We start from the raw sequence: 19,168 nt of genomic DNA on the forward strand, positions 1-19,168 counted from the left end.
TGATTAAGAAAAATTTTCTGTTTTCCTATACTCTTTTATTTCAATAACCTGTGCCGTGCAAATTGAAACACTTATTTCGTCATTGAAAAAAAGCCGCCCTGAGGACGACTTAGATTCTTAATGCCTTCTTGTACCGATATAACGCTGCTTCCAATAGTTTGTATTCAAGCTGGCAATCGTAACCCCAGTGGAGCTTCCCGCATGAATAAACTGGCCGTTTCCGATGTAAATCCCGTTATGGGAAGGTCCGGAAGTATACGTCTCAAAGAAGACCATGTCTCCTACCCGGCGGTTGGCGTCTGACACGTGAGATCCTGCATTATACTGCTGCGCAGCCGTTCTTGGAAGGTTCTTGCCGTTCTTTTTATACACATACTGTGTAAAACCGCTGCAGTCGAATCCAGCAGTCGTTGTACCGCCCCACCGGTATGGCACGCCAATTAAATTGGAGGCATCTGCTATCAGATTTAGTGTATTAAATCCGCCGCTGCTTTGGTTTGGTGAAGAGCTGCCCAGGTGAACAGAAGAAACTTCCTGAATTTTTGACCATGTTGCCTGCGTGACAATGCCGTCTGCAACAAGGTTCCATTTTTTCTGGAAATCTGTCACTGCTTTCTTCGTTACATCCCCGAAATACCCTGTAGAAGTGCCGGAGAAAAATCCAGCAGCTTTTAAACTGTCCTGAAGCTCACGCACGTCATCATTTCGTGCTCCGTGCTGCAGAAGTACTTTCGAGGTGCTGCCGCTTCCTGCGCTGCTTGCTGAGCCGCTTTTCGGGCTTGCAGTTTCCAGCGCTTTAAACGTATTTGGTCCGGCAATCCCATCGACGCCTAATCCTGCTGCTTTCTGGAAATCCCGTACTGCCGCTGCAGTCTGTGAGCCGAACGTTCCTGAGATGCTGCCGCTGTAGTACTTTAAATCCCGCAGCGTTGTCTGCAGAGAACGAACCTGCTCTCCCGTTGCTCCCTGGCGCAGAATTGCAGAAGAGTTACTGGTAGAATTCCCGCTGGAAGTATTGGAGTTGCTGCTAGTTTTTACCGGGCTGGCATTCTCCATTGCACGGAATGTCTGTGGTCCTGCAATTCCATCCACCCCAATCCCCGCTGCCTTCTGAAAATCACGCACTGCAGACTGTGTAGCAGCGTTATATGTACCTGACACACTGCCGCTGAAATAATTTAGTTCTTTTAATTTTGACTGTAGAGAACGAACGTTGTCTCCTGTGGAGCCAGATCTTAAAATAGCCGTAATGCTGCCGACAGAACTGCTGCCGCTTGACGTATTAGAAGAGTTACTGCTTGTTTTCGCCGGAGCTGCATTTTCTAAAGCGCGAAATGTCTGCGGTCCTGCAATTCCATCCACGCCAATTCCCGCTGCTCTCTGAAAATCTCTGACAGCCGACTGCGTCGCAGTGTTATATGTACCTGATACACTGCCGCTGAAATAATTTAGTTCTTTTAATTTTGTCTGAAGCGAACGCACCTCTCCCCCCTGGGATCCCGAACGGAGTATGCTCGTAGAACCTGCCAGGGAAGCAGAGCTGTATTCACTTGTATTTGTATTTGAAGAAGCATTTATTTCTTTATTCAGCTGCGTAAGCGTCTGAGGACCTGCGATTCCATCCACCTGGAGGCTGCGGGCTCTTTGAAAATCTCTTACAGCACTGCGTGTTGAATCACCGTAACTTCCCGTAGTGTGCCCAGGTTTATAAAATCCGCTTTTCCCAAGCGCGATCTGAAGTTTTTCTACTTCACTTCCCGTAGATCCCTGACGCAGAATCTGCTGCGTATTTAAAGCAGAAGCTGAACTGCCTGAAATGCTTTTTCCCGAGGAACCTGAAGAAGAGGAAGCATTGGAAGATGAGGGCGTGCTGCTGCTTTTCGCACTTAATGCTCCAAACGTCTGCGGACCGGCGATTCCATCTACCTGCAGTCCTTTTTCTCTTTGGAAGCTTTCGACTGCCTGCTTGGTTAATGGACCGAATACTCCAGTAATAGAATATGTATAGTGTCCTTCTGCCTTGAGCTTTTCCTGCAGTGTTTTCACTTCACTGTTCTGCATTCCGCTTCGCAGTGTCTGGTCCCCAAAAGCTGCTTCTGTTACGGTAGGCATCATAAAAACGACGCCGGCAGCAGCCACTGAAGATACCACTGCAGTTTTTGCGCTGGTCATTCCCTCTCTCATACAGTCTTCCTCCTTCTTCTCCTATAAGATTCAAATTGTATCCATAGCTAAATTTCCCAATAAACTCATACTTCGGATTTACGAAAATATGAAACCTCTTTTATTATCATTGATTATTAGGTATTAATAATAGATTCTTTAGTCCTATTTTCAGAATATTCATTGGTTTACTTTCATAGGTCATTTGCTGATACCCAAGAGAGAAATTGTTTTTTTCTTTCCATAGAAAAATCCCCGGACCTGGGAAGGTCCGGGGATGGAACTAGAGTAATTACTCTGCGTCTTCTTCTGCATTCATGTCAGTCTCTGCATTGTTTTCTGCAGCTGGATCTTCTTCCATGTCATTCTCCGCTGCTGGATCTTCTTCTGCAGCTGGATCCTCTTCCATGTTGTTCTCTGCTGCTGGGTCTTCTTCTGCAGCTGGATCCTCTTCCATGTTGTTCTCTGCTGCTGGATCTTCAGTGTTTTCTTCTACTGGAGTAGTGTTGTTCGTTTCAGTGTTTTCTGCGTTATCTCCTCCGCCACATGCAGCAAGCATTCCAACTGCAAATACACTTGAAAGGATAGATAGAGTAAGTTTCTTTTTCATGATTAAATTCCTCCTGAATTTTGTTTCTGATTTGGTTTATATATTCCTGTCTTACACAAGAACTGTTGTAAGCATAGCTGTTAAACCCTTTAGTATCAATAGGTTTCGCTCTTTTTGCAAAGTCTTCCATCTTTTACGTAATTGTTGTGTAAAATAATGTTATCTCGAAATAAGGCGTTTTGATTTAAAACAGAAAAAGGGGATCCCGACATTTATCAGGATCCCCTGTAAGATTGTATCGGTGTTTTTTTACAATTCAGCGTCAGTATCATTGTTTTCAGTAGTGTTTTCTGCCGGTTCTTCCATTGGTTCGTTATTAATCTCGTTACCTTCCATATCGCCGCAGGCTGCAAGCGTACCAATCGCAAACATGCTCGTCATTGCTGTAATCATCATCTTTTTTTTCATTTGAAATCTCTCCTTTTTAAGATTTTTTCCTAATGAAACTTTCAGTTTATCTATATTAACAGGCCGCAGCCTGAATTTTACCTATAAGTCGGTGTTGTCATTTTCCACATCTCCGACAGGTTCATTTATTCCATTGTTCATATTCGCGTCTTCATTAATCTGCGGCTCGTTTTCGACATCTGGATTATTCACTCCATTTTCCGGAGTATCCCCGCAGGCAGCGAGAGTGCTGACAGCAAATATGCTGGATAACATCGTAACCCATATTTTTTTCTTCATTCATCAGGCACCTCCTCTGGCTTCAACAAATTAATTGTTTACTGCATCTTCATTATTATTGTCCGGGCCTTCTTCTAATGGATCATCTTCCAGTCCTTCAGAAGGATCATCGTTCGTATTTTCTTCTGCATCATTCATACCTTCATTTGTGTTGTTCATTTCTTCATTACTTTCGTTCATGCCGTCATTTGCATTATTCATTTCGTTATTTGTTTCTTCTGATTCTGTTTCATTCATTCCGTCATTTCCTGCATTGATGTTATCTTCTACTTCATTGTCAAAGTTATCTTCTGTGTTTACTGCGCCTCCATTGTTATCTGTGGCCGGCTCATTGTCCATTCCATTATTATCTCCGCATGCTGCAAGTGTTCCGATGACAAACATACTTGATAGTGCAGAAATCATCATTTTTTTCTTCATCAAAAATTCCTCCTTGGAATAATTAAGCTGTGATTGTTGCTGCTTATTGTGCTCAACAGCTGGCTTTTAACAACTGCTGTATAATGGCTATTTCACAATTCATCGTCATTAAAACACATTTAGCGTGAATTCGAGAATATACCATATTCCTCTTACAAAGTACCAAACTTCGAAATATTTTTGTAACTTGAGCCTCGCTGATATTTTCAGATGGAATCGTGTCTCGAAATTTGCAGAGGAGAAATGGTATACGTAAGAAAACATATGAAATACTAAGGAAAACGAGTGAATTATAAGGCTGATTGAATGAAGAACTACTGGGCAGGAGTTAAATGAGGTGGGAATCAATAAAGTATGACTTACTAATAATGAAACAAAGCAGACCTCTGCACGTTGCCAGACAGTGAAGCCGCGGCTACATCTGGTGAATATCCCCGATATCTGAATAAGGATAGAAAAACCCAGCACTTGACGAGTGGAATCGTGCCTTCCCCTGAGTTTGCACATTTAAAAAGCCCCGCGGATGTGCCCACGGGACTTTGCCAGATAAACTTGTAAGGGCTACGCTTCTTTTTCTCCCAGCGCAAACATGAGCTCTGCTTCTGCTACGATTTTATCGTCTACTTTAGCAACTGCCTTTCCTTTGCCGATTGGACCGCGAAGCCTGGTTATTTCCACTTCCAGGTGCAGCTGATCGCCCGGCTTCACCTGTCCTTTAAAGCGGCAGCCATCAATGCCTGCAAAAAACGCAAGGCGTCCTCTGTTTTCTTCTTTCTTTAGGATCGCTACTGCTCCCACCTGTGCAAGAGCTTCTATAATAAGCACTCCCGGCATAACTGGATAATCCGGAAAGTGGCCATTGAAAAACTCTTCGTTGGCAGTTACATTTTTTAGTCCTACTGCCCGTTTGCCCTCTTCTACTTCCAGAATTTTATCGATCAGCAGAAATGGATAGCGGTGTGGGATAATTTCTTTGATTTCTTCTATGTTCAGCATTGCATTCTTCCTTTCTTAATGAATGTTAGTTTTAGGACCAGGTAATAATATTTCCATTTCTAATTTTAATAGATACAGCCGAGGAATACAATGCTTCCCCGCTTTCTCCTGCAGAGAAACAAAAAACCATCAGCGCTTTGTCTGATGGTTCCCTTTGTTAGATACTGTCATAAATAATGTCATAAATATGATTCCATGTGTCTCTGTTGAAAACGTCCATCATATCTCCGCCGTCTCCAATAATGGCATAACCTATCATTGCTCCAACAGCTGCTGCTAACGCAATAAGCGCAAGCACAATGATAATGCGGAGCCAAATAGGCACCCATCTTGTAGGACGCCAGAACCAGCTGCGAAGCTGTTTATCTTCCCGCTTCAAATCCTGCTCTTCCACGTCTGCAGTCTGTTCTTGCTCTGCGGACTCCGCTGGCTTTTTCTTTGTATCTACATTGCTTTTTTTTCGCTGCTGACGCAGTTTCGTTTCATTATCCATCATTAAAGCTACTCCTCAAAGACATGTTGTTTTAAGGTTACCTTAAATTAGTAACCATTCCCATCATCTGATCAGTCATATTAATAGCACTGGAATTAAATTGATAGAATCGCTGCGCCGCGAGCATATCACTCATTTGCTTTGCTGTATCTACATTTGCCATTTCAAGGCTCCCTGCCTGAAATACTTCGGCTCCCCCAGCTTGCTCCATTACATCTGCTTCCACAAGATCCAGCGCTTCCAGATCTGGAAAGACAAAGTTATTTCCACCGGTATTAGCCAGCAGCTGCGGCTTCGTTATATTTATTGCGTTCAGCTGGTCCACAGCAATCTCTTCCCCATTTTCAGCGGTATAAAATACTGCTCCTGTTTCACTGATTCTAAGATCCTGGGCAGGGAAAGGGATAACCAGCGGTTCTTCATTTGTATTAAGGACATACTCTCCTTCTGAATTCACCAGAAAATTTTCCATTTCATCAGCTGGATTCGGGCTTAAATAAAAAGCACCGTCTCTTGTAAACCTCCGCGTGCCGTCTTCATCTGGAGAAATTTCGAAAAAGTATCCAGGCTGGGTAAGTGCGACATCAAGCGGCCTGTCTGTCTGCTGGAGGCTCCCCTGTTCAAAGCGCATCGCAGTCTGGGCAGTTGCAGCACCGCTGCCTGTACGGATGCCGCCCGGCGTCTGCCTGCCTTCCTCATAAGGTCCCACCCGCTGATTGTTCACCTGTTGAAACAGTAGATCTGAAAATGAGGTGTCTCTTCGTTTAAAGCCTGTTGTATTGGCATTCGCCAGGTTATTACTTACTGTATCCAGCTTCTGCTGAATCTGTCCCATCGTTACGGCGGCGTTAATCATCGATTGATTCATTTTATTCTCTCCCCGCTATCTTAAGAAATACGGCCAATATCATTTACTGCTCGTTCCAGACTTTGATCATATGCCTGCAGCATCTTCTGGTTTGCTTCAAATGTGCGCATGGCATTCATCATTTCTGTCATTGTCTGCTGGGCATCCACATTGGAACGCTCCACAAATCCCTGCTGCAGCTGATAGGTAACCTCTGCATTATTCACTGCAGTGACAATTTCTTCTTCACCCTCATAATTCAGGAGACCCTGCCCTTCTTTTACAAGCTGTACAGGATCGGGAATAACTGCAATATTAATTTGTCCCAGCAGCTCGTCCTCTGCTCCTAACACATTTCCTGCTTCATCGACGCGGAAATTTTCATTGCCGGTGTTTATCGGTTCTCCGTCAGTGCCCTGTACATAGTAACCTGCAGGAGTTGTTAAAAATCCCTGCGCATCGACGGCGAAGTTTCCGTTCCTTGAATAGCGTACTTCCCCTGCTTCATTTTGGACTTCATAAGCAAGCATTGCTTCTTCTCCGGCTTCATTCACCGGAACGAGCGCCTGGAGTAACGCGATATCCGTGTTATTCCCAGTTTCCTGCATATCCCCCTGACGAAAATTCGGTGTCTGCTCCTGCAGATACACGCCGGTAGTGAGCTCTCCCACTACGGAAGAGCCTGGGCCATTCTGCTGTGTACCGAGCGCCTGGATAAGCATGTTGGGAAATTTCCGCATAGATGCCTGATCCGCTTTATATCCCGGAGTTTCAATGTTCGACATGTTATTTGTGAGCATTTCCTGTTTTCTCTGCTGCGCGATCATTCCAGCGCCTGCGGTATATAACCCTCTTAACATCTGTAGTCATCCTTTCGCTTTGGCGGTACTTTAATTTTTAACTCTTGTAATTTTATCAAGGTTTTCAAGCATTCTTCCTGTCCCTACTGCTACACAGTTCATTGGCTCTTCTGCAATAAACACCGGTACTTTCAACTCTGTGCTGAGCAGTTCATCAATGCCGTGGAGGTAAGCTCCGCCTCCGGTGACAATAATCCCTCTGTCAATAATATCGGCAGAAAGCTCCGGCGGTGTGATTTCAAGCACCGTTCTCGCAGCCTGCACAATGTGCCCTGCAGATTCCTGCATCGCCTGGCGTATTTCGTCAGAATAAATAGTTACCGTGCGCGGCAGTCCATTTACCATGTCCCGGCCGCGGATTTCAATCTCTGCTGTACGGCCGGAAGGAGAAACTGTACCGACCTCTTTCTTTATATCCTCTGCCGTTCGCTCGCCGATAAGCAGTTTATGATTTTTCTTAATGTGACTTAATATGTCGCTGTCGAAACGGTCTCCCGCTACCCGGATAGATTCTGCAGTTACAATCGATCCCATGGAAAGCACAGCCACGTCAGTTGTACCGCCGCCAATATCTACGACCATATTTCCGCTCGGCTGGAAAATATCCATTCCTGCCCCTACTGCGGCTACCTTCGGCTCTTCTTCCAGATAAATATTTTTCCCGCCGCTTTTCTCTGCAGCTTCTCTGATTGCTTTTTGTTCTACAGAAGTGATGTTCGTCGGGCAGCAGATAAGAATTCTTGGTTTTGAAAACCAGCCCTTTACCTTTATTTTATCCAAAAAGTGCTTCAGCATTGCTTCCGTAGTATCAAAATCTGCAATAACACCGTCCTTCAGGGGGCGGATTGCTACAATATTTCCGGGAGTTCTTCCTACCATCATAAAAGCTTCTTCTCCTACCGCAAGCACTCTTCCGGTATTAGTATCGATCGCTACCACAGAGGGTTCGTTTAAAACGATTCCCCGCCCTTTTACATGAATTAAAACATTTGCCGTGCCCAGGTCTATTCCGATATCTCTTGATAACATGCTGTGAAAGCCTCCTGCCCAATCTCAATATAGTCAAAATGTGCTGTGTATATGTAATAATTATTAGAATATATTTTTGAAAATATCAGACGATGCTTAAATGTACTGAATTCTGTGTGTTTTTTATTTACAATTCATGTCTCATCATAACATTTTATCATAAAAAAGTGCTAAAAAAGATTATTATTATTGACATCATGATGAATTCTCTTTTCTTTTTATCGGGTGGAGCATCAGATGTATTTAGAGGCATCTCCGCAGAAATTTCCGGGGGGCTTGTACATTTGAAATCTATCTTCATTTCCCGGGAAATTGCAGCCGGCTTCCTAATCGTAATAAACCCCTGCAGCAATTACTGCAGGGGTTAAAAGTATAAGTGCAAATTATGCTAAATTTGACCCAATAGTTTGTTCCTGTCCTTCTTTGGAAGCTGCTGCTTCTGAAGAAGCTTCTTCCTCATCACTTACCCGCTCAATATCAGCACCAAGTGCGAGAAGCTTTTCTGTAAATCCTACGTAGCCTCGATCAATATGCTTTAATTCTGTTACACGTGTACGGCCTTCAGCTACCAGACCTGTAAGTACAAGCGCTGCGCCTGCACGTAAATCTGTAGAAGCAACTTCTGCTCCCTGAAGTTTTACCGGACCATTTACAATCGAAGTGCGTCCCTCAATTTTAATGTCAGCATTCATACGTCTGAATTCTTCCACGTGCATAAAGCGGTTTTCAAAAACTGTTTCTGTAATAACGCTGTTTCCTTCTGCTACAAGCATCATTGCCATCATCTGCGACTGCATGTCTGTCGGGAAACCAGGGTGCGGCATTGTTTTAATGTCCACAGCTTTCATTTTTTCCGGGCCGATAACGCGAAGACCAGTTCCTTCTTCTTCGATATGCACACCCATTTCTGTCATTTTCGCAATTACCGGGCGAAGATGTTCAGGCAGTACGTTTTCAATAAGGATATTTCCTTTAGTAATCGCTGCAGCAGCCATGTAAGTGCCTGCTTCGATTCGGTCAGGAATAATTGTGTGATCCGCTCCGACAAGCTCTTCTACACCAGTAATGCGGATGGTACCGGTACCTGCGCCGCGAACTTTTGCACCCATTGCATTCAGGTACGTTGCAAGACAAACAATTTCCGGCTCTTCTGCTGCATTTTCAATGATCGTAGTGCCTTCTGCCATAGAAGCAGCCATCATAATGTTTTCCGTAGCGCCTACACTTGGGAAATCGAGGTATACTTTGCTTCCCTGTAAACGGCCATCCACTTTTGCTTCGATATAGCCGTTCCCGATTTCTACTTCTGCCCCCATTGCTTCAAATCCTTTTAGGTGCTGGTCAATTGGACGTGATCCAATTGCGCATCCCCCAGGAAGAGCGATTCGTGCATGGCCAAAACGCGCAAGAAGCGGCCCCATCACAAGAAATGATGCGCGCATTTTACGCACATATTCAAATGGAGCTTCCGTTTGCAGTGGTTTTTCTGCATTTACTGTGATGTGATTTTTCCCGTTGTAGTTCACCTCAGCATTTAAGTTGCGAAGCACCTCGCTGATAGTAAAAACGTCTGCTAATGCTGGAACATCATAAATGTTGCTGGTTCCTTTGCTGGCTAAAATTGAAGCTGTGATAACCGGTAGTACTGCGTTTTTTGCGCCTTCAACGCGCACGCTTCCACTTAGTGGCCGGCCACCTTGTACAATGATTTTTTCCAATATTTTCCCCTCCGTCTCCCGGTTGCTGTGACAACTGGTAGTAGTAAAATGATTTTAAGAATATTTAAATACTGCTTTTATTAGTTGAAATGAGTAGTCCTTCAAAAACTTAAGTGACATTGATATGATTTTCGGATCAAGCTTCTCAAAACAGCAGATACTTTCTCTGCATCCGTTAAAACAGATAACGGAGTGAAGTGGCCCAATTTAAATAATTGAGAATAAAGCTTGTAACCAAGTGTGTTAAAGCCAGCGTTGTAAGAATCATCAGCGTTTTTACTTTAATTCCATCGGGGTCTTTGACAAACACATCGAATCGAAATGATTGGATACACCACCAGACAATCACAAGGACCATCAGGCTCACCAATATACTGAATAACGACTGCTGTCCTAACGTTTCAACCATACTACCCCTCCGCGCCATGCTCTTTCAGTTTGCCAGCTTCGTAAGTGTCTCAAAATGATCTCAAACGAACACAAACATAATCTTAACGAAAAAAGCCCTTCAGTGCCACCTCTAAAATGCATAAATCACGTTAATTCTGTAGGCAATTAGAATCATTTTTCGTCACAAAGCTGTAGAATGGTTGTTTAACCCTTGTTCACAGGCTGCATCTTGTGAAATAACCTTGTAGCTCTTAGGTTACTAATTCACCAAATTGATAATATTAAACCTGCTTTTTTACTTTTTGTAATCTTTTTGTAATATTTCTCCTGCTGTCAAAATACATCTGTTAAAAATACCCAGCTGTGTATCACTTGATATGTATGCATTTCCTTGCTGCAATTATATAGACGTTTCTTTCAAAAGGAAGTTTCAGCTTTTTTTAAAAAAATTATGAGCTGGTATAAATTTTTTTAATGAATGATTAATTGGAAATCGATGTGATAAACCTCGCATTTGGGAAAAGAAAAGAAATTGAGGTGTATATCTATCTATAAATGGTACGGGATAAAAGATACAGCCGTTCATTACGGAGGATTTTGGGACAGGATGATTCGAGACTGTAAAATCTGCAGGTGTTTCTGCAAAGTACAGCAACGGCGGCGGCACGACGAAATATGCGTGTTCCAGCTGTATTGACGGAAGTCTCTGCTGGTAAGCGTTATATTAGCGGAACTACACTAATGACAGATTGGAGGGAGTTAATGACAAATAAAAAGAATTTTACCTGTTTTTAAAATCAGTTAATCCTCCACTAAAATCAGATAATCTCCGATAGTGAACAGATAATTGCTGCTAATGACTGAATATTTGGTGGAGTCCACCTAATAAATTTTATCCTCATTCCGAAGCTAATAAGGACCAGATGCTGATTTAGATAAACGGCTGAAGCAGCATTCGGCTGTGATGTCCCGATTACCGCAACACAAAAAAACCGCCTGCATGCGCAGACGGGTTCTTCTTAATTTTGAGCCACATCGAGCCGGTTCAGTGCACGCTTTAACGCGAGCTCCGCACGTCGGAAATCAATGTTGTCTCGTTTTGCTTCTTCCAGGCGTCGTTCTGCACGTTCTTTCGCAGCACGCGCACGTGTGATGTCGATATCTGATGGCAGCTCAGCTGATTCAGCAAGAATGTTCACTTCATCCTGACGCACTTCAATGAAACCTCCACTGAGTGCAATCAGCCGAACATCTTTGTCTTTTTTCAGACGAATCGCGCCGATAGCTAGCGGTGTGACGAGCGGCAAGTGGTTTGGGAGAATCCCAAGCTCACCGTTAATCGTTTTGACGCTGACCATATTGACTTGTCCGTCGAATACGCTGCCGTCAGGTGTGACGACATTGGTTTGCATCGTCTTCACCGGTCACCCTCCTTGTCGAAAGGATGCTGCCTTCCGCGCATCGGCGGAAGGAGGATCGCTTTTTATATCGTTCGGTGAGCAGGAAGCATTTTGCTTCCCCTCTCACAGGTTAAACTTTTTCTGCTTTTTCGAGTACTTCTTCGATGCGGCCTACAAGACGGAATGCATCTTCCGGCACGTCATCGTGTTCTCCGTCTAAAATCTGGCGGAAGCCTGCAATTGTATCTTTCACCTGTACATAAGAGCCCTTCTGACCAGTAAACTGCTCCGCTACGTGGAAGTTCTGGGACAGGAAGAACTGAATACGACGCGCACGGGAAACCGTCAGCTTGTCTTCTTCAGAAAGCTCATCCATACCAAGGATCGCAATGATGTCCTGAAGCTCTTTATACTTCTGCAGCGTTACCTGTACTTCACGAGCTACTTCATAATGCTCTTCTCCAACGATTTCCGGAGAAAGTGCACGGGAAGTAGATGCAAGTGGATCCACCGCTGGGTAGATACCCATTTCAGAAAGCTTACGCTCCAGGTTTGTTGTTGCATCCAAGTGAGCGAATGTTGTTGCTGGTGCAGGGTCTGTATAGTCATCCGCAGGTACATAAATCGCCTGGATGGATGTTACAGAACCTTTCTTTGTAGATGTAATACGTTCCTGCAGCTGACCCATCTCTGTAGAAAGTGTCGGCTGGTAACCCACGGCAGAAGGCATACGTCCCAAGAGGGCGGATACTTCCATACCTGCCTGTGTGAAACGGAAGATATTATCGATAAAGAGCAGTACGTCCGCACCTTTTTCATCACGGAAGTGCTCTGCCATTGTAAGACCAGTTAATGCTACACGCATACGTGCACCAGGCGGCTCGTTCATCTGGCCGAATACCATGGCGGTTTTCTTAATAACACCGGAATCCGTCATTTCGTAGTAAAGGTCATTTCCTTCACGAGTTCGTTCCCCAACGCCGGCGAATACGGAAATACCACCGTGCTCCTGGGCGATGTTGTTGATAAGCTCCTGGATAAGAACCGTTTTACCAACTCCGGCACCGCCGAAGAGACCGATTTTACCACCTTTTACATACGGTGCAAGCAGATCAACTACTTTAATTCCTGTTTCCAGAATTTCGGTTTCTGTCTGAAGCTCATCGTATGCAGGTGCCTGGCGGTGAATTGGATCACGCTGGACTCCTGCTTCAATTGGCTCATCCAAATCGATGTTTTCCCCAAGTACGTTGAATACACGGCCGAGGGTAGCATCGCCGACCGGAACAGAAATCGCGCTGCCGGTATCTATTACTTCTGTACCGCGGACAAGTCCGTCGGTAGATGACATTGCAACTGTACGAACTGTGTCATCTCCTAAATGAAGCGCTACTTCCAGGGTAAGCTCGATGCCTACATTTCCTGCAGTTGCCGGTTCGGAGATTTTGATTGCGTTATATATCTCAGGGAGCTGGCCGCGTTCGAATTGAACGTCTACGACCGGACCAAGCACCTGTGTGACGCGTCCTTTGTTCATCGTCTTTCCTCCTCCACAATTGCTGACTAGCTTTGTGCTGATGCTCCGCTTACAATCTCATTAATTTCCTGTGTGATTGCTGCCTGGCGGGCACGGTTATAACTGAGTGTTAATTCGCCAATACGGTTGTCTGCGTTATCTGTAGCAGAACGCATCGCAGACATTCTTGCACCAAATTCACTTGCTTTTGCATCCAGCAGGGAGCCGTAAATAAGACTCTCTGCATAATGAGGCAGAAGCTTTTCGAGAATCGTTTCCGGGTCCGGCTCATAAAGATAGTTTAATGTACCTTCGCCTGATCCTTCTTCGTTCTCTTCCATTAATCCTGTCAGCGGAAGAATTTTGTCTTCCGTAACTTCCTGGCTGATGGCACTGAGAAAGTGGTTGTAATGGATAAATACTTCATCAAATACTTGATCTGCAAACATCTGCACTGTCGTTTCCGCGATGTTTTTAATCTCCGCATACTCCGGCTGATCTGCGAGTCCTACAATTTCCTGAAAAATTGGCATGTTCCGCTTTTTAAAGAAGTCACGTCCGATCTTTCCGATGACTACAAGCCCGTACTCATCTGGAGAGGCGTGACGTTCTTCGATCAGCTGCAGCGTATAGCGGAGCAGTCCCGCGTTGTAGGCACCTGCAAGTCCACGGTCCGAGGTGATGATGATATATCCCGTCTTTTTAATCTCCTTGCGTTCCTGGAGCATTGGATGGGAAACATCTTCGGACCCCTGTGAAATGCTTGCTACTACTTCACGGATTTTATCCCGGTAAGGAAGGAAATTCTGCACCTTTGTCTGGGCGCGGTTCAGCTTTGCAGCAGACACCATTTCCATCGCTTTTGTAATCTGTTTGGTTTTCTTCGTGGAACCAATTCGCGTTTTAATCTCTTTAAGAGAAGCCAACGTTCTTCACCACCTTTGCTCCGAAAAGCAGGGGTGGACCCCCTGCTCTATTTCTTAGTTTGACTGGAACGTCTTCTTGAACTCGGTAATTGCCCCGCTCATCGCATCTGCATCTGCAAGTGCTCCGGTTTCTTTAATCTGTGCAAGAAGATCTTTATTGTTATGCTCAAGGAAGGTAAACAGTTCTGCTTCAAAGCGGCGAACGTCTTCTACCTCAATATCATCCAAGTGCCCTTTGGTAAGTGCGAAAAGAATGAATACCTGCTTTTCTACTGCCAGCGGCTGATTCAATCCCTGCTTCAGTACTTCTACTGTACGTGCACCGCGGTCAAGCTTCGCTCTTGTAGAAGCATCGAGATCGGAACCGAACTGTGTGAAAGCTTCCAGCTCACGGTAGGATGCAAGGTCCAGACGCAGTGTACCCGCTACTTTCTTCATCGCTTTAATCTGCGCAGAACCACCTACACGGGATACGGAAAGACCAGCATCAATCGCTGGGCGTACGCCGGAGAAGAAGAGGTTCGACTGCAGGAAGATCTGTCCGTCTGTAATCGAAATTACGTTCGTCGGGATATAAGCCCCGATGTCCCCTGCCTGTGTTTCAATGAACGGCAGTGCCGTCAGAGAACCTGCACCTTTATCATCGCTCAGCTTCGCTGCACGCTCAAGAAGGCGTGAGTGAAGGTAGAATACGTCACCAGGGAAAGCTTCACGACCTGGAGGACGGCGGAGAAGAAGGGAAAGTTCACGGTAGGCAGATGCCTGCTTCGTAAGGTCATCATAAATAACAAGAACGTGCTTTCCGTTATACATGAATTCTTCACCCATGGAAACACCCGCATAAGGAGCAAGGTAAAGAAGTGGTGCCGGCTGGGATGCACTTGCTGTTACAACGATCGTGTAATCGAGTGCTCCGTGCTGACGAAGTGTTTCCACCACGCCTGCAACCGTTGATTCTTTCTGGCCGATTGCTACGTAAATACAGATCATGTCCTCATCTTTTTGATTGATGATTGTATCCATGGCAATCGCTGTTTTCCCTGTCTGGCGGTCTCCGATAATAAGCTCACGCTGGCCACGGCCGATCGGGATAAGGGAGTCAATCGCCTTAACACCAGTCTGCAGCGGTTCGTGAACAGATTTACGGTCCATTACGCCGGGTGCATCACTTTCGATTGGGCGTGTTTTTGTCGTTCCTACTGCGCCTTTGCCGTCCAGCGGCTGGCCAAGCGGGTTTACGACACGTCCAAGAAGTTCTTCTCCCACAGGTACTTCCATAATACGTCCGGTACGTTTCACTTCGTCACCTTCACGAATATCTGTAAAAGGACCAAGAATAATGATACCTACGTTATTTTCTTCTAAGTTCTGTGCCATACCCATGACACCATTTGAAAATTCAAGCAGCTCTCCGGCCATTACATTTTCCAGCCCATGAGCTACGGCGATCCCGTCCCCTACACGGATGACGGTACCGACATCACTTACTTCCATTTCTGTTTCATAGCCTTCGATTTGCTGCTTTAACAGCGAGCTGATTTCATCGGCTCTGATGCTCATATCGTTCACCCCTATCTACTGTTCCCTGCAATCATGCGTTCATGAATGCGTGCGAGTTGATTAGCGACGGTGCCATCATACACGGTATCTCCGATGCGTACGCGCAGCCCGCCAATGACGTCTTTATCTACTACGTTTTCAATAAGAAGCTTCGCTTTGCCTGCTTTTCTTGCAAAGACTTCACCAATCGCAGTTTTTTCCGCTTCGCCTAAAAGTTTCGCTGAATATACAGTGGCTTCTGCGGTTCCCTGCGCTTCGTAAGTCAATGTTTTGAAATCTTCTGCAATCGCTGTAAACAGTGATTCCCGTTTATTATCTACGAGAAGCTGCAGCAGATTCAGCACGTGTTCGCTTACTTTCCCTTGAAACGCTTGTTTAAGAATTTCCTTCTTTCGGCTGCCCGTCATCTTTGGGTGGCGGAACACTTCGTCAAGAAGGTTCGTTTCCTGTATTACCTGCGTAACGGTGTCAAGATCTGTGAGCGTCTGGTCCAGTGCATTTCTTTCCTGCGCCAGTTCGAAGAGCGCAGCTGCATAACGGGACCCAAGCGGATGCTTGATCATAGGCCTTCGCCAACTTCTCTAAGCGTCTCCTGAATGAGTTTCTCCTGTTCCTGTTCATCCAGCTCTTTCTCGATCACTTTTGATGCTACGAGTACAGACAACGTTGAAACTTGCTCACGAAGCTCGGAGATAGCCTGTGCCTTTTCGGAATTAATTTCCTGCTTTGCATTTTCTTTCATACGGTTCGCTTCTTCACGAGCGCTGTTCAGGATTTCTTTCGCCTGCAGGTCACTCATCTTCTGCGTATTTTCAACAATTTCTTTTGCTTCTTCGCGTGCAGCCTGAACTGCCTCACGCTGATCTTTTAAATACTTCTCAGACTCTTCCCGGTTTTTTTCCGCTGTAGCGATCTGATCTGCGACGTGCTTTTCACGCTTTTCCATCATATTCATGACAGGACCGAAAGCAAACTTTTTAAGAAGGAGAAGCAGAACGAAGAATGCAGCTATTTGATAAAGCGCATTAATCCATTCAATTTCGTTAATATCAAACAACAGGGTCGCCTCCTTTGTGCAAAACTACTGTTAAGAAAAGAATACCCGGGATCGCCGGGCACATCTACGTACATAAGGAATGGCGAAGTTTGTATGAAAACGTCCTCCGCCATTTAAATTGTGGTTACATATTTCCGAGTAGTAAAAAGGCAATAACAATTGCGAAAATCGGCAGTGCCTCAACAAGCGGTACACCAATGAACATTACAGTTTGAAGCGGGCCGCGAAGTTCCGGCTGACGAGTAATACCTTGTACTGTGTTGGAAACTACCATCGCAACTCCAATTGCACCTGCGATTGCTGCTAAACCTGCTGCTAAACCTATACCAATACCAATTAAACCTACATCCATTATGAAAATCCTCCTTCAATATATCGTAATTACATTTATTAAGAATACGCTCATTAGAGCTATTATTCACAAAATTATTAGTGCTCTTCGTTTACTTTGTGGGCCATGTAAACCATGGTCAGCATAACAAATATGAACGCCTGCAGCGATCCGATAAATACACTGAATGCCTGGAATACAACGAGTGGTAAAAATGCACCAAACACCCAAAACAGACTTGATGTTCCTAAACCAACCAGCATGATCAGAATAACTTCTTTCGCATAAATGTTTGCGAATAGTCGCATACCGAGCGTCAGCGTGTTGGAAAATTCCTCAATCAGTTTAAATGGAGCCAACAGCGGAGCCGGACGGAAATAATCCTTTCCATATTCCTTTACGCCTTTTAATTTTATCCCATAAATATGTGTGAGCAGGATAATGAAAAGGGCAAGAGAAAGTGTTAATACTGGGTTTGATGTCGGTGAATTCCACCAGACATAGTGTTCTGCTGTTGCTAGTTCAAACGGCACACCCATCATATTCGCTACAAAAATGTAGAGTATTAAAGTGATTCCTAACATCAGGAAGTTTTTGCCGCGTTCCCAGTCCATCGTACTGCTGATAACGTTTTTAATGAACTGTACCAGATATTCAAGTGCATTCTGCGCACCGGTTGGGTACATTTCAATTTTTCTTGCCATGAAGAAGCAGACGAAGAAAACAATGGCCATGGCTGCCGTAATAAGCAGCAAATTGGGAATGTTCACTGTCATCCATGGAATGCCGAATAAATCGACCTTTAAATAATGAGTATCCAATCGTAAATTCACCTCTCTTTGATGCATTACAGACTGCACCAGTTAAGATAAGCTGCGCTACTGCAAATGCTTGATTTGGAAAATGGGATCAATAAGAAGGATGACATACGTAACTGCAAGTCCTGCAATTACTCCAGCCATATCAAAATACTGGGGAAAAGCTTGTGCAATAAACAACGCTGCTAAGACGATAATCAGTCTTCCCACTGTGCCTATGGAAAACCGGTACTTCTGTGTTCTCTCCGTTTCTGCCAGCCGCTTCACTTGAAAGTATGTACTTACAAAGTTCACTAAACTCAAAGCGGTGCCGAATGCCATTCCGAAAAAGAATGTCGACATGGAAGTTACAAGAGCTACAGTAAGCAATAACAAGATGATGATGCCTGTATAAATCGAGTAACGTCTGGCGAGGTCATACATCGTTGTCATTTTCGTCCTCCGTAAATTTCTTTACTGCGGAATAAATGCCGTACATGGCAGTCCCCAATCCGGCTAGCAAAGTAATGACCAGGAATACGCTGTTTGTCCCGAAGTACTGATCAAGCCACCTGCCTCCAAACACTCCCAGCAAAATCGCTCCTATTATATAGGAAGAAATTGTGGACATAAGCGCAAAGGCTTTCAAAACCGACCTGTAAGGTGATCGCTTTGGCTCGTTTGGCATATCGCATGACTCCTTGCTCACAATTAGGATCTTCCACCCGATACCCTTTGTAATCGTACAACACGACCCCTGTCATGTCAATACGATGAAAACGGAACCAAACCCTGCTATTCAGCCTTTTATTATCGGCTTTTCAAGACACTTTTAAAAGCCTCTATCTAGGGAGTTTCCTTTTGTGCACGCTCCTTATTATACATAAGATTGTGAAAAATGTCTGTTAATTTTGTAATAAAATTAAATTTGAACTTTTTGTGAAAATAGTGAAGTTTTAATGTGGTTTTTGAATTGTTTTGCAGGTTTTCCTGGTGTGGCGGTTGTGATATTTTTCACAATTACGGAGAGGGAGAGGGTCAGCGCTTGGTGATAAGATGAAAGTTTCGCAGCGGGGAAGGATATTTTAGTATCGCGGGTTTTTGGGGAGGAGTATAGGGTGACTTTAGTTTATTAGTGTGTGTTTGGGTGTCAGTATAGCCGGTTTGGATGTCAGCATAGAGGGATTTCATGTTACTATAGCCCGTTCGGAGTAAAGTATAAGCGATTCGGAGTAAAATAGCGGGTCCGACAGTAAAATAAGCGGGCACAAACGTTAATTAGCTTCTTTATTTTACACTTCCTACAGGAAACGCTCTTAGATGAAGAAGGTAACATGCTCTTCGGGGTTGGTTTTGCTGGACGGCTGG

General features: G+C 44.6%; 22 protein-coding genes. All 22 read right to left on the reverse strand.

Features of this window, described 5'->3' with window-relative positions; all coding sequences use genetic code 11:
- Positions 1-117: 117 nt before the first annotated feature.
- Positions 118-2,184 (reverse strand): C40 family peptidase, encoded by a 2,067-nt coding sequence (locus tag BLP92_RS11165; RefSeq protein WP_090843041.1) that lies wholly within the window; start codon positions 2,182-2,184, stop codon positions 118-120.
- A 271-nt stretch (positions 2,185-2,455) separates the two neighbouring features.
- The gene (locus tag BLP92_RS11170; protein WP_090843042.1) at positions 2,456-2,773 is read right to left on the reverse strand and encodes a hypothetical protein; all 318 of its coding nucleotides are present in this window, start codon (positions 2,771-2,773) and stop codon (positions 2,456-2,458) included.
- 249 nt (positions 2,774-3,022) lie between these two features.
- The gene (locus BLP92_RS18035; protein ID WP_175444266.1) at positions 3,023-3,181 is read right to left on the reverse strand and encodes a hypothetical protein; all 159 of its coding nucleotides are present in this window, start codon (positions 3,179-3,181) and stop codon (positions 3,023-3,025) included.
- An 81-nt stretch (positions 3,182-3,262) separates the two neighbouring features.
- Positions 3,263-3,460, reverse strand: a complete 198-nt coding sequence (locus BLP92_RS11175; RefSeq protein WP_090843043.1) for a hypothetical protein — start codon at positions 3,458-3,460, stop codon at positions 3,263-3,265.
- A 30-nt stretch (positions 3,461-3,490) separates the two neighbouring features.
- The gene (locus tag BLP92_RS11180) at positions 3,491-3,880 is read right to left on the reverse strand and encodes a hypothetical protein (RefSeq protein ID WP_090843044.1); all 390 of its coding nucleotides are present in this window, start codon (positions 3,878-3,880) and stop codon (positions 3,491-3,493) included.
- A 561-nt stretch (positions 3,881-4,441) separates the two neighbouring features.
- On the reverse strand, positions 4,442-4,876 hold the full coding sequence (fabZ, locus tag BLP92_RS11185; protein ID WP_090843045.1) for a 3-hydroxyacyl-ACP dehydratase FabZ: 435 nt from the start codon (positions 4,874-4,876) through the stop codon (positions 4,442-4,444).
- Positions 4,877-5,033: 157 nt separating this feature from the next.
- A complete protein-coding gene (locus BLP92_RS11190; RefSeq protein ID WP_244516799.1) occupies positions 5,034-5,372 on the reverse strand; it encodes a DNA-directed RNA polymerase subunit beta in 339 nt (112 codons plus the stop codon).
- Positions 5,373-5,406: 34 nt separating this feature from the next.
- Positions 5,407-6,237 carry a flagellar hook-basal body protein gene (locus tag BLP92_RS11195; protein ID WP_090843046.1) on the reverse strand — a complete coding sequence of 277 codons (831 nt, stop codon included), beginning with the start codon at positions 6,235-6,237 and terminating at the stop codon, positions 5,407-5,409.
- Positions 6,238-6,257: 20 nt separating this feature from the next.
- Positions 6,258-7,076: a flagellar hook-basal body protein gene (locus BLP92_RS11200; protein ID WP_090843047.1), complete on the reverse strand. Its 819-nt coding sequence runs from the start codon at positions 7,074-7,076 to the stop codon at positions 6,258-6,260.
- A gap of 30 nt (positions 7,077-7,106) precedes the next feature.
- Positions 7,107-8,105 carry a rod shape-determining protein gene (mreB, locus tag BLP92_RS11205; RefSeq protein WP_090843048.1) on the reverse strand — a complete coding sequence of 333 codons (999 nt, stop codon included), beginning with the start codon at positions 8,103-8,105 and terminating at the stop codon, positions 7,107-7,109.
- A gap of 383 nt (positions 8,106-8,488) precedes the next feature.
- Positions 8,489-9,823 (reverse strand): UDP-N-acetylglucosamine 1-carboxyvinyltransferase, encoded by a 1,335-nt coding sequence (gene murA, locus BLP92_RS11210; RefSeq protein ID WP_090843049.1) that lies wholly within the window; start codon positions 9,821-9,823, stop codon positions 8,489-8,491.
- Between the two features lie 175 nt (positions 9,824-9,998).
- Complete coding sequence (locus tag BLP92_RS11215) at positions 9,999-10,232, reverse strand: DUF1146 domain-containing protein (RefSeq protein ID WP_090843050.1); 234 nt, start codon at positions 10,230-10,232, stop codon at positions 9,999-10,001.
- A gap of 1,000 nt (positions 10,233-11,232) precedes the next feature.
- Entirely contained in the window at positions 11,233-11,625 is a 393-nt protein-coding gene (locus BLP92_RS11220) for a F0F1 ATP synthase subunit epsilon (RefSeq protein WP_425284445.1), read from the reverse strand.
- 118 nt (positions 11,626-11,743) lie between these two features.
- A complete protein-coding gene (atpD, locus tag BLP92_RS11225) occupies positions 11,744-13,150 on the reverse strand; it encodes a F0F1 ATP synthase subunit beta (RefSeq protein ID WP_090843052.1) in 1,407 nt (468 codons plus the stop codon).
- A gap of 26 nt (positions 13,151-13,176) precedes the next feature.
- Complete coding sequence (gene atpG / locus BLP92_RS11230; RefSeq protein WP_090843053.1) at positions 13,177-14,055, reverse strand: ATP synthase F1 subunit gamma; 879 nt, start codon at positions 14,053-14,055, stop codon at positions 13,177-13,179.
- Positions 14,056-14,109: 54 nt separating this feature from the next.
- Positions 14,110-15,615 carry a F0F1 ATP synthase subunit alpha gene (gene atpA / locus BLP92_RS11235; RefSeq protein ID WP_090843054.1) on the reverse strand — a complete coding sequence of 502 codons (1,506 nt, stop codon included), beginning with the start codon at positions 15,613-15,615 and terminating at the stop codon, positions 14,110-14,112.
- 11 nt (positions 15,616-15,626) lie between these two features.
- Positions 15,627-16,178, reverse strand: coding sequence for a F0F1 ATP synthase subunit delta (locus BLP92_RS11240; protein ID WP_090843055.1), 552 nt, complete (start codon positions 16,176-16,178; stop codon positions 15,627-15,629).
- On the reverse strand, positions 16,175-16,672 hold the full coding sequence (gene atpF, locus BLP92_RS11245) for a F0F1 ATP synthase subunit B (protein ID WP_090843056.1): 498 nt from the start codon (positions 16,670-16,672) through the stop codon (positions 16,175-16,177). Before atpF ends, BLP92_RS11240 begins: the two co-directional genes overlap by 4 nt.
- A gap of 124 nt (positions 16,673-16,796) precedes the next feature.
- The gene (gene atpE / locus BLP92_RS11250) at positions 16,797-17,024 is read right to left on the reverse strand and encodes a F0F1 ATP synthase subunit C (RefSeq protein ID WP_090843057.1); all 228 of its coding nucleotides are present in this window, start codon (positions 17,022-17,024) and stop codon (positions 16,797-16,799) included.
- Positions 17,025-17,101: 77 nt separating this feature from the next.
- Entirely contained in the window at positions 17,102-17,824 is a 723-nt protein-coding gene (atpB, locus tag BLP92_RS11255) for a F0F1 ATP synthase subunit A (protein WP_244516801.1), read from the reverse strand.
- A 57-nt stretch (positions 17,825-17,881) separates the two neighbouring features.
- Positions 17,882-18,253 carry an ATP synthase subunit I gene (locus BLP92_RS11260; RefSeq protein ID WP_090843058.1) on the reverse strand — a complete coding sequence of 124 codons (372 nt, stop codon included), beginning with the start codon at positions 18,251-18,253 and terminating at the stop codon, positions 17,882-17,884.
- A complete protein-coding gene (locus tag BLP92_RS11265) occupies positions 18,237-18,488 on the reverse strand; it encodes an AtpZ/AtpI family protein (RefSeq protein WP_090843059.1) in 252 nt (83 codons plus the stop codon). The genes BLP92_RS11260 and BLP92_RS11265 overlap by 17 nt, the downstream gene beginning before the upstream one ends.
- Between the last annotated feature and the right edge of the window lie 680 nt (positions 18,489-19,168).

The sequence above is a fragment of the Alkalicoccus daliensis genome (genome assembly GCF_900103955.1).
Taxonomy (GTDB): Bacteria; Bacillota; Bacilli; order Bacillales; family Salisediminibacteriaceae; genus Alkalicoccus; species Alkalicoccus daliensis.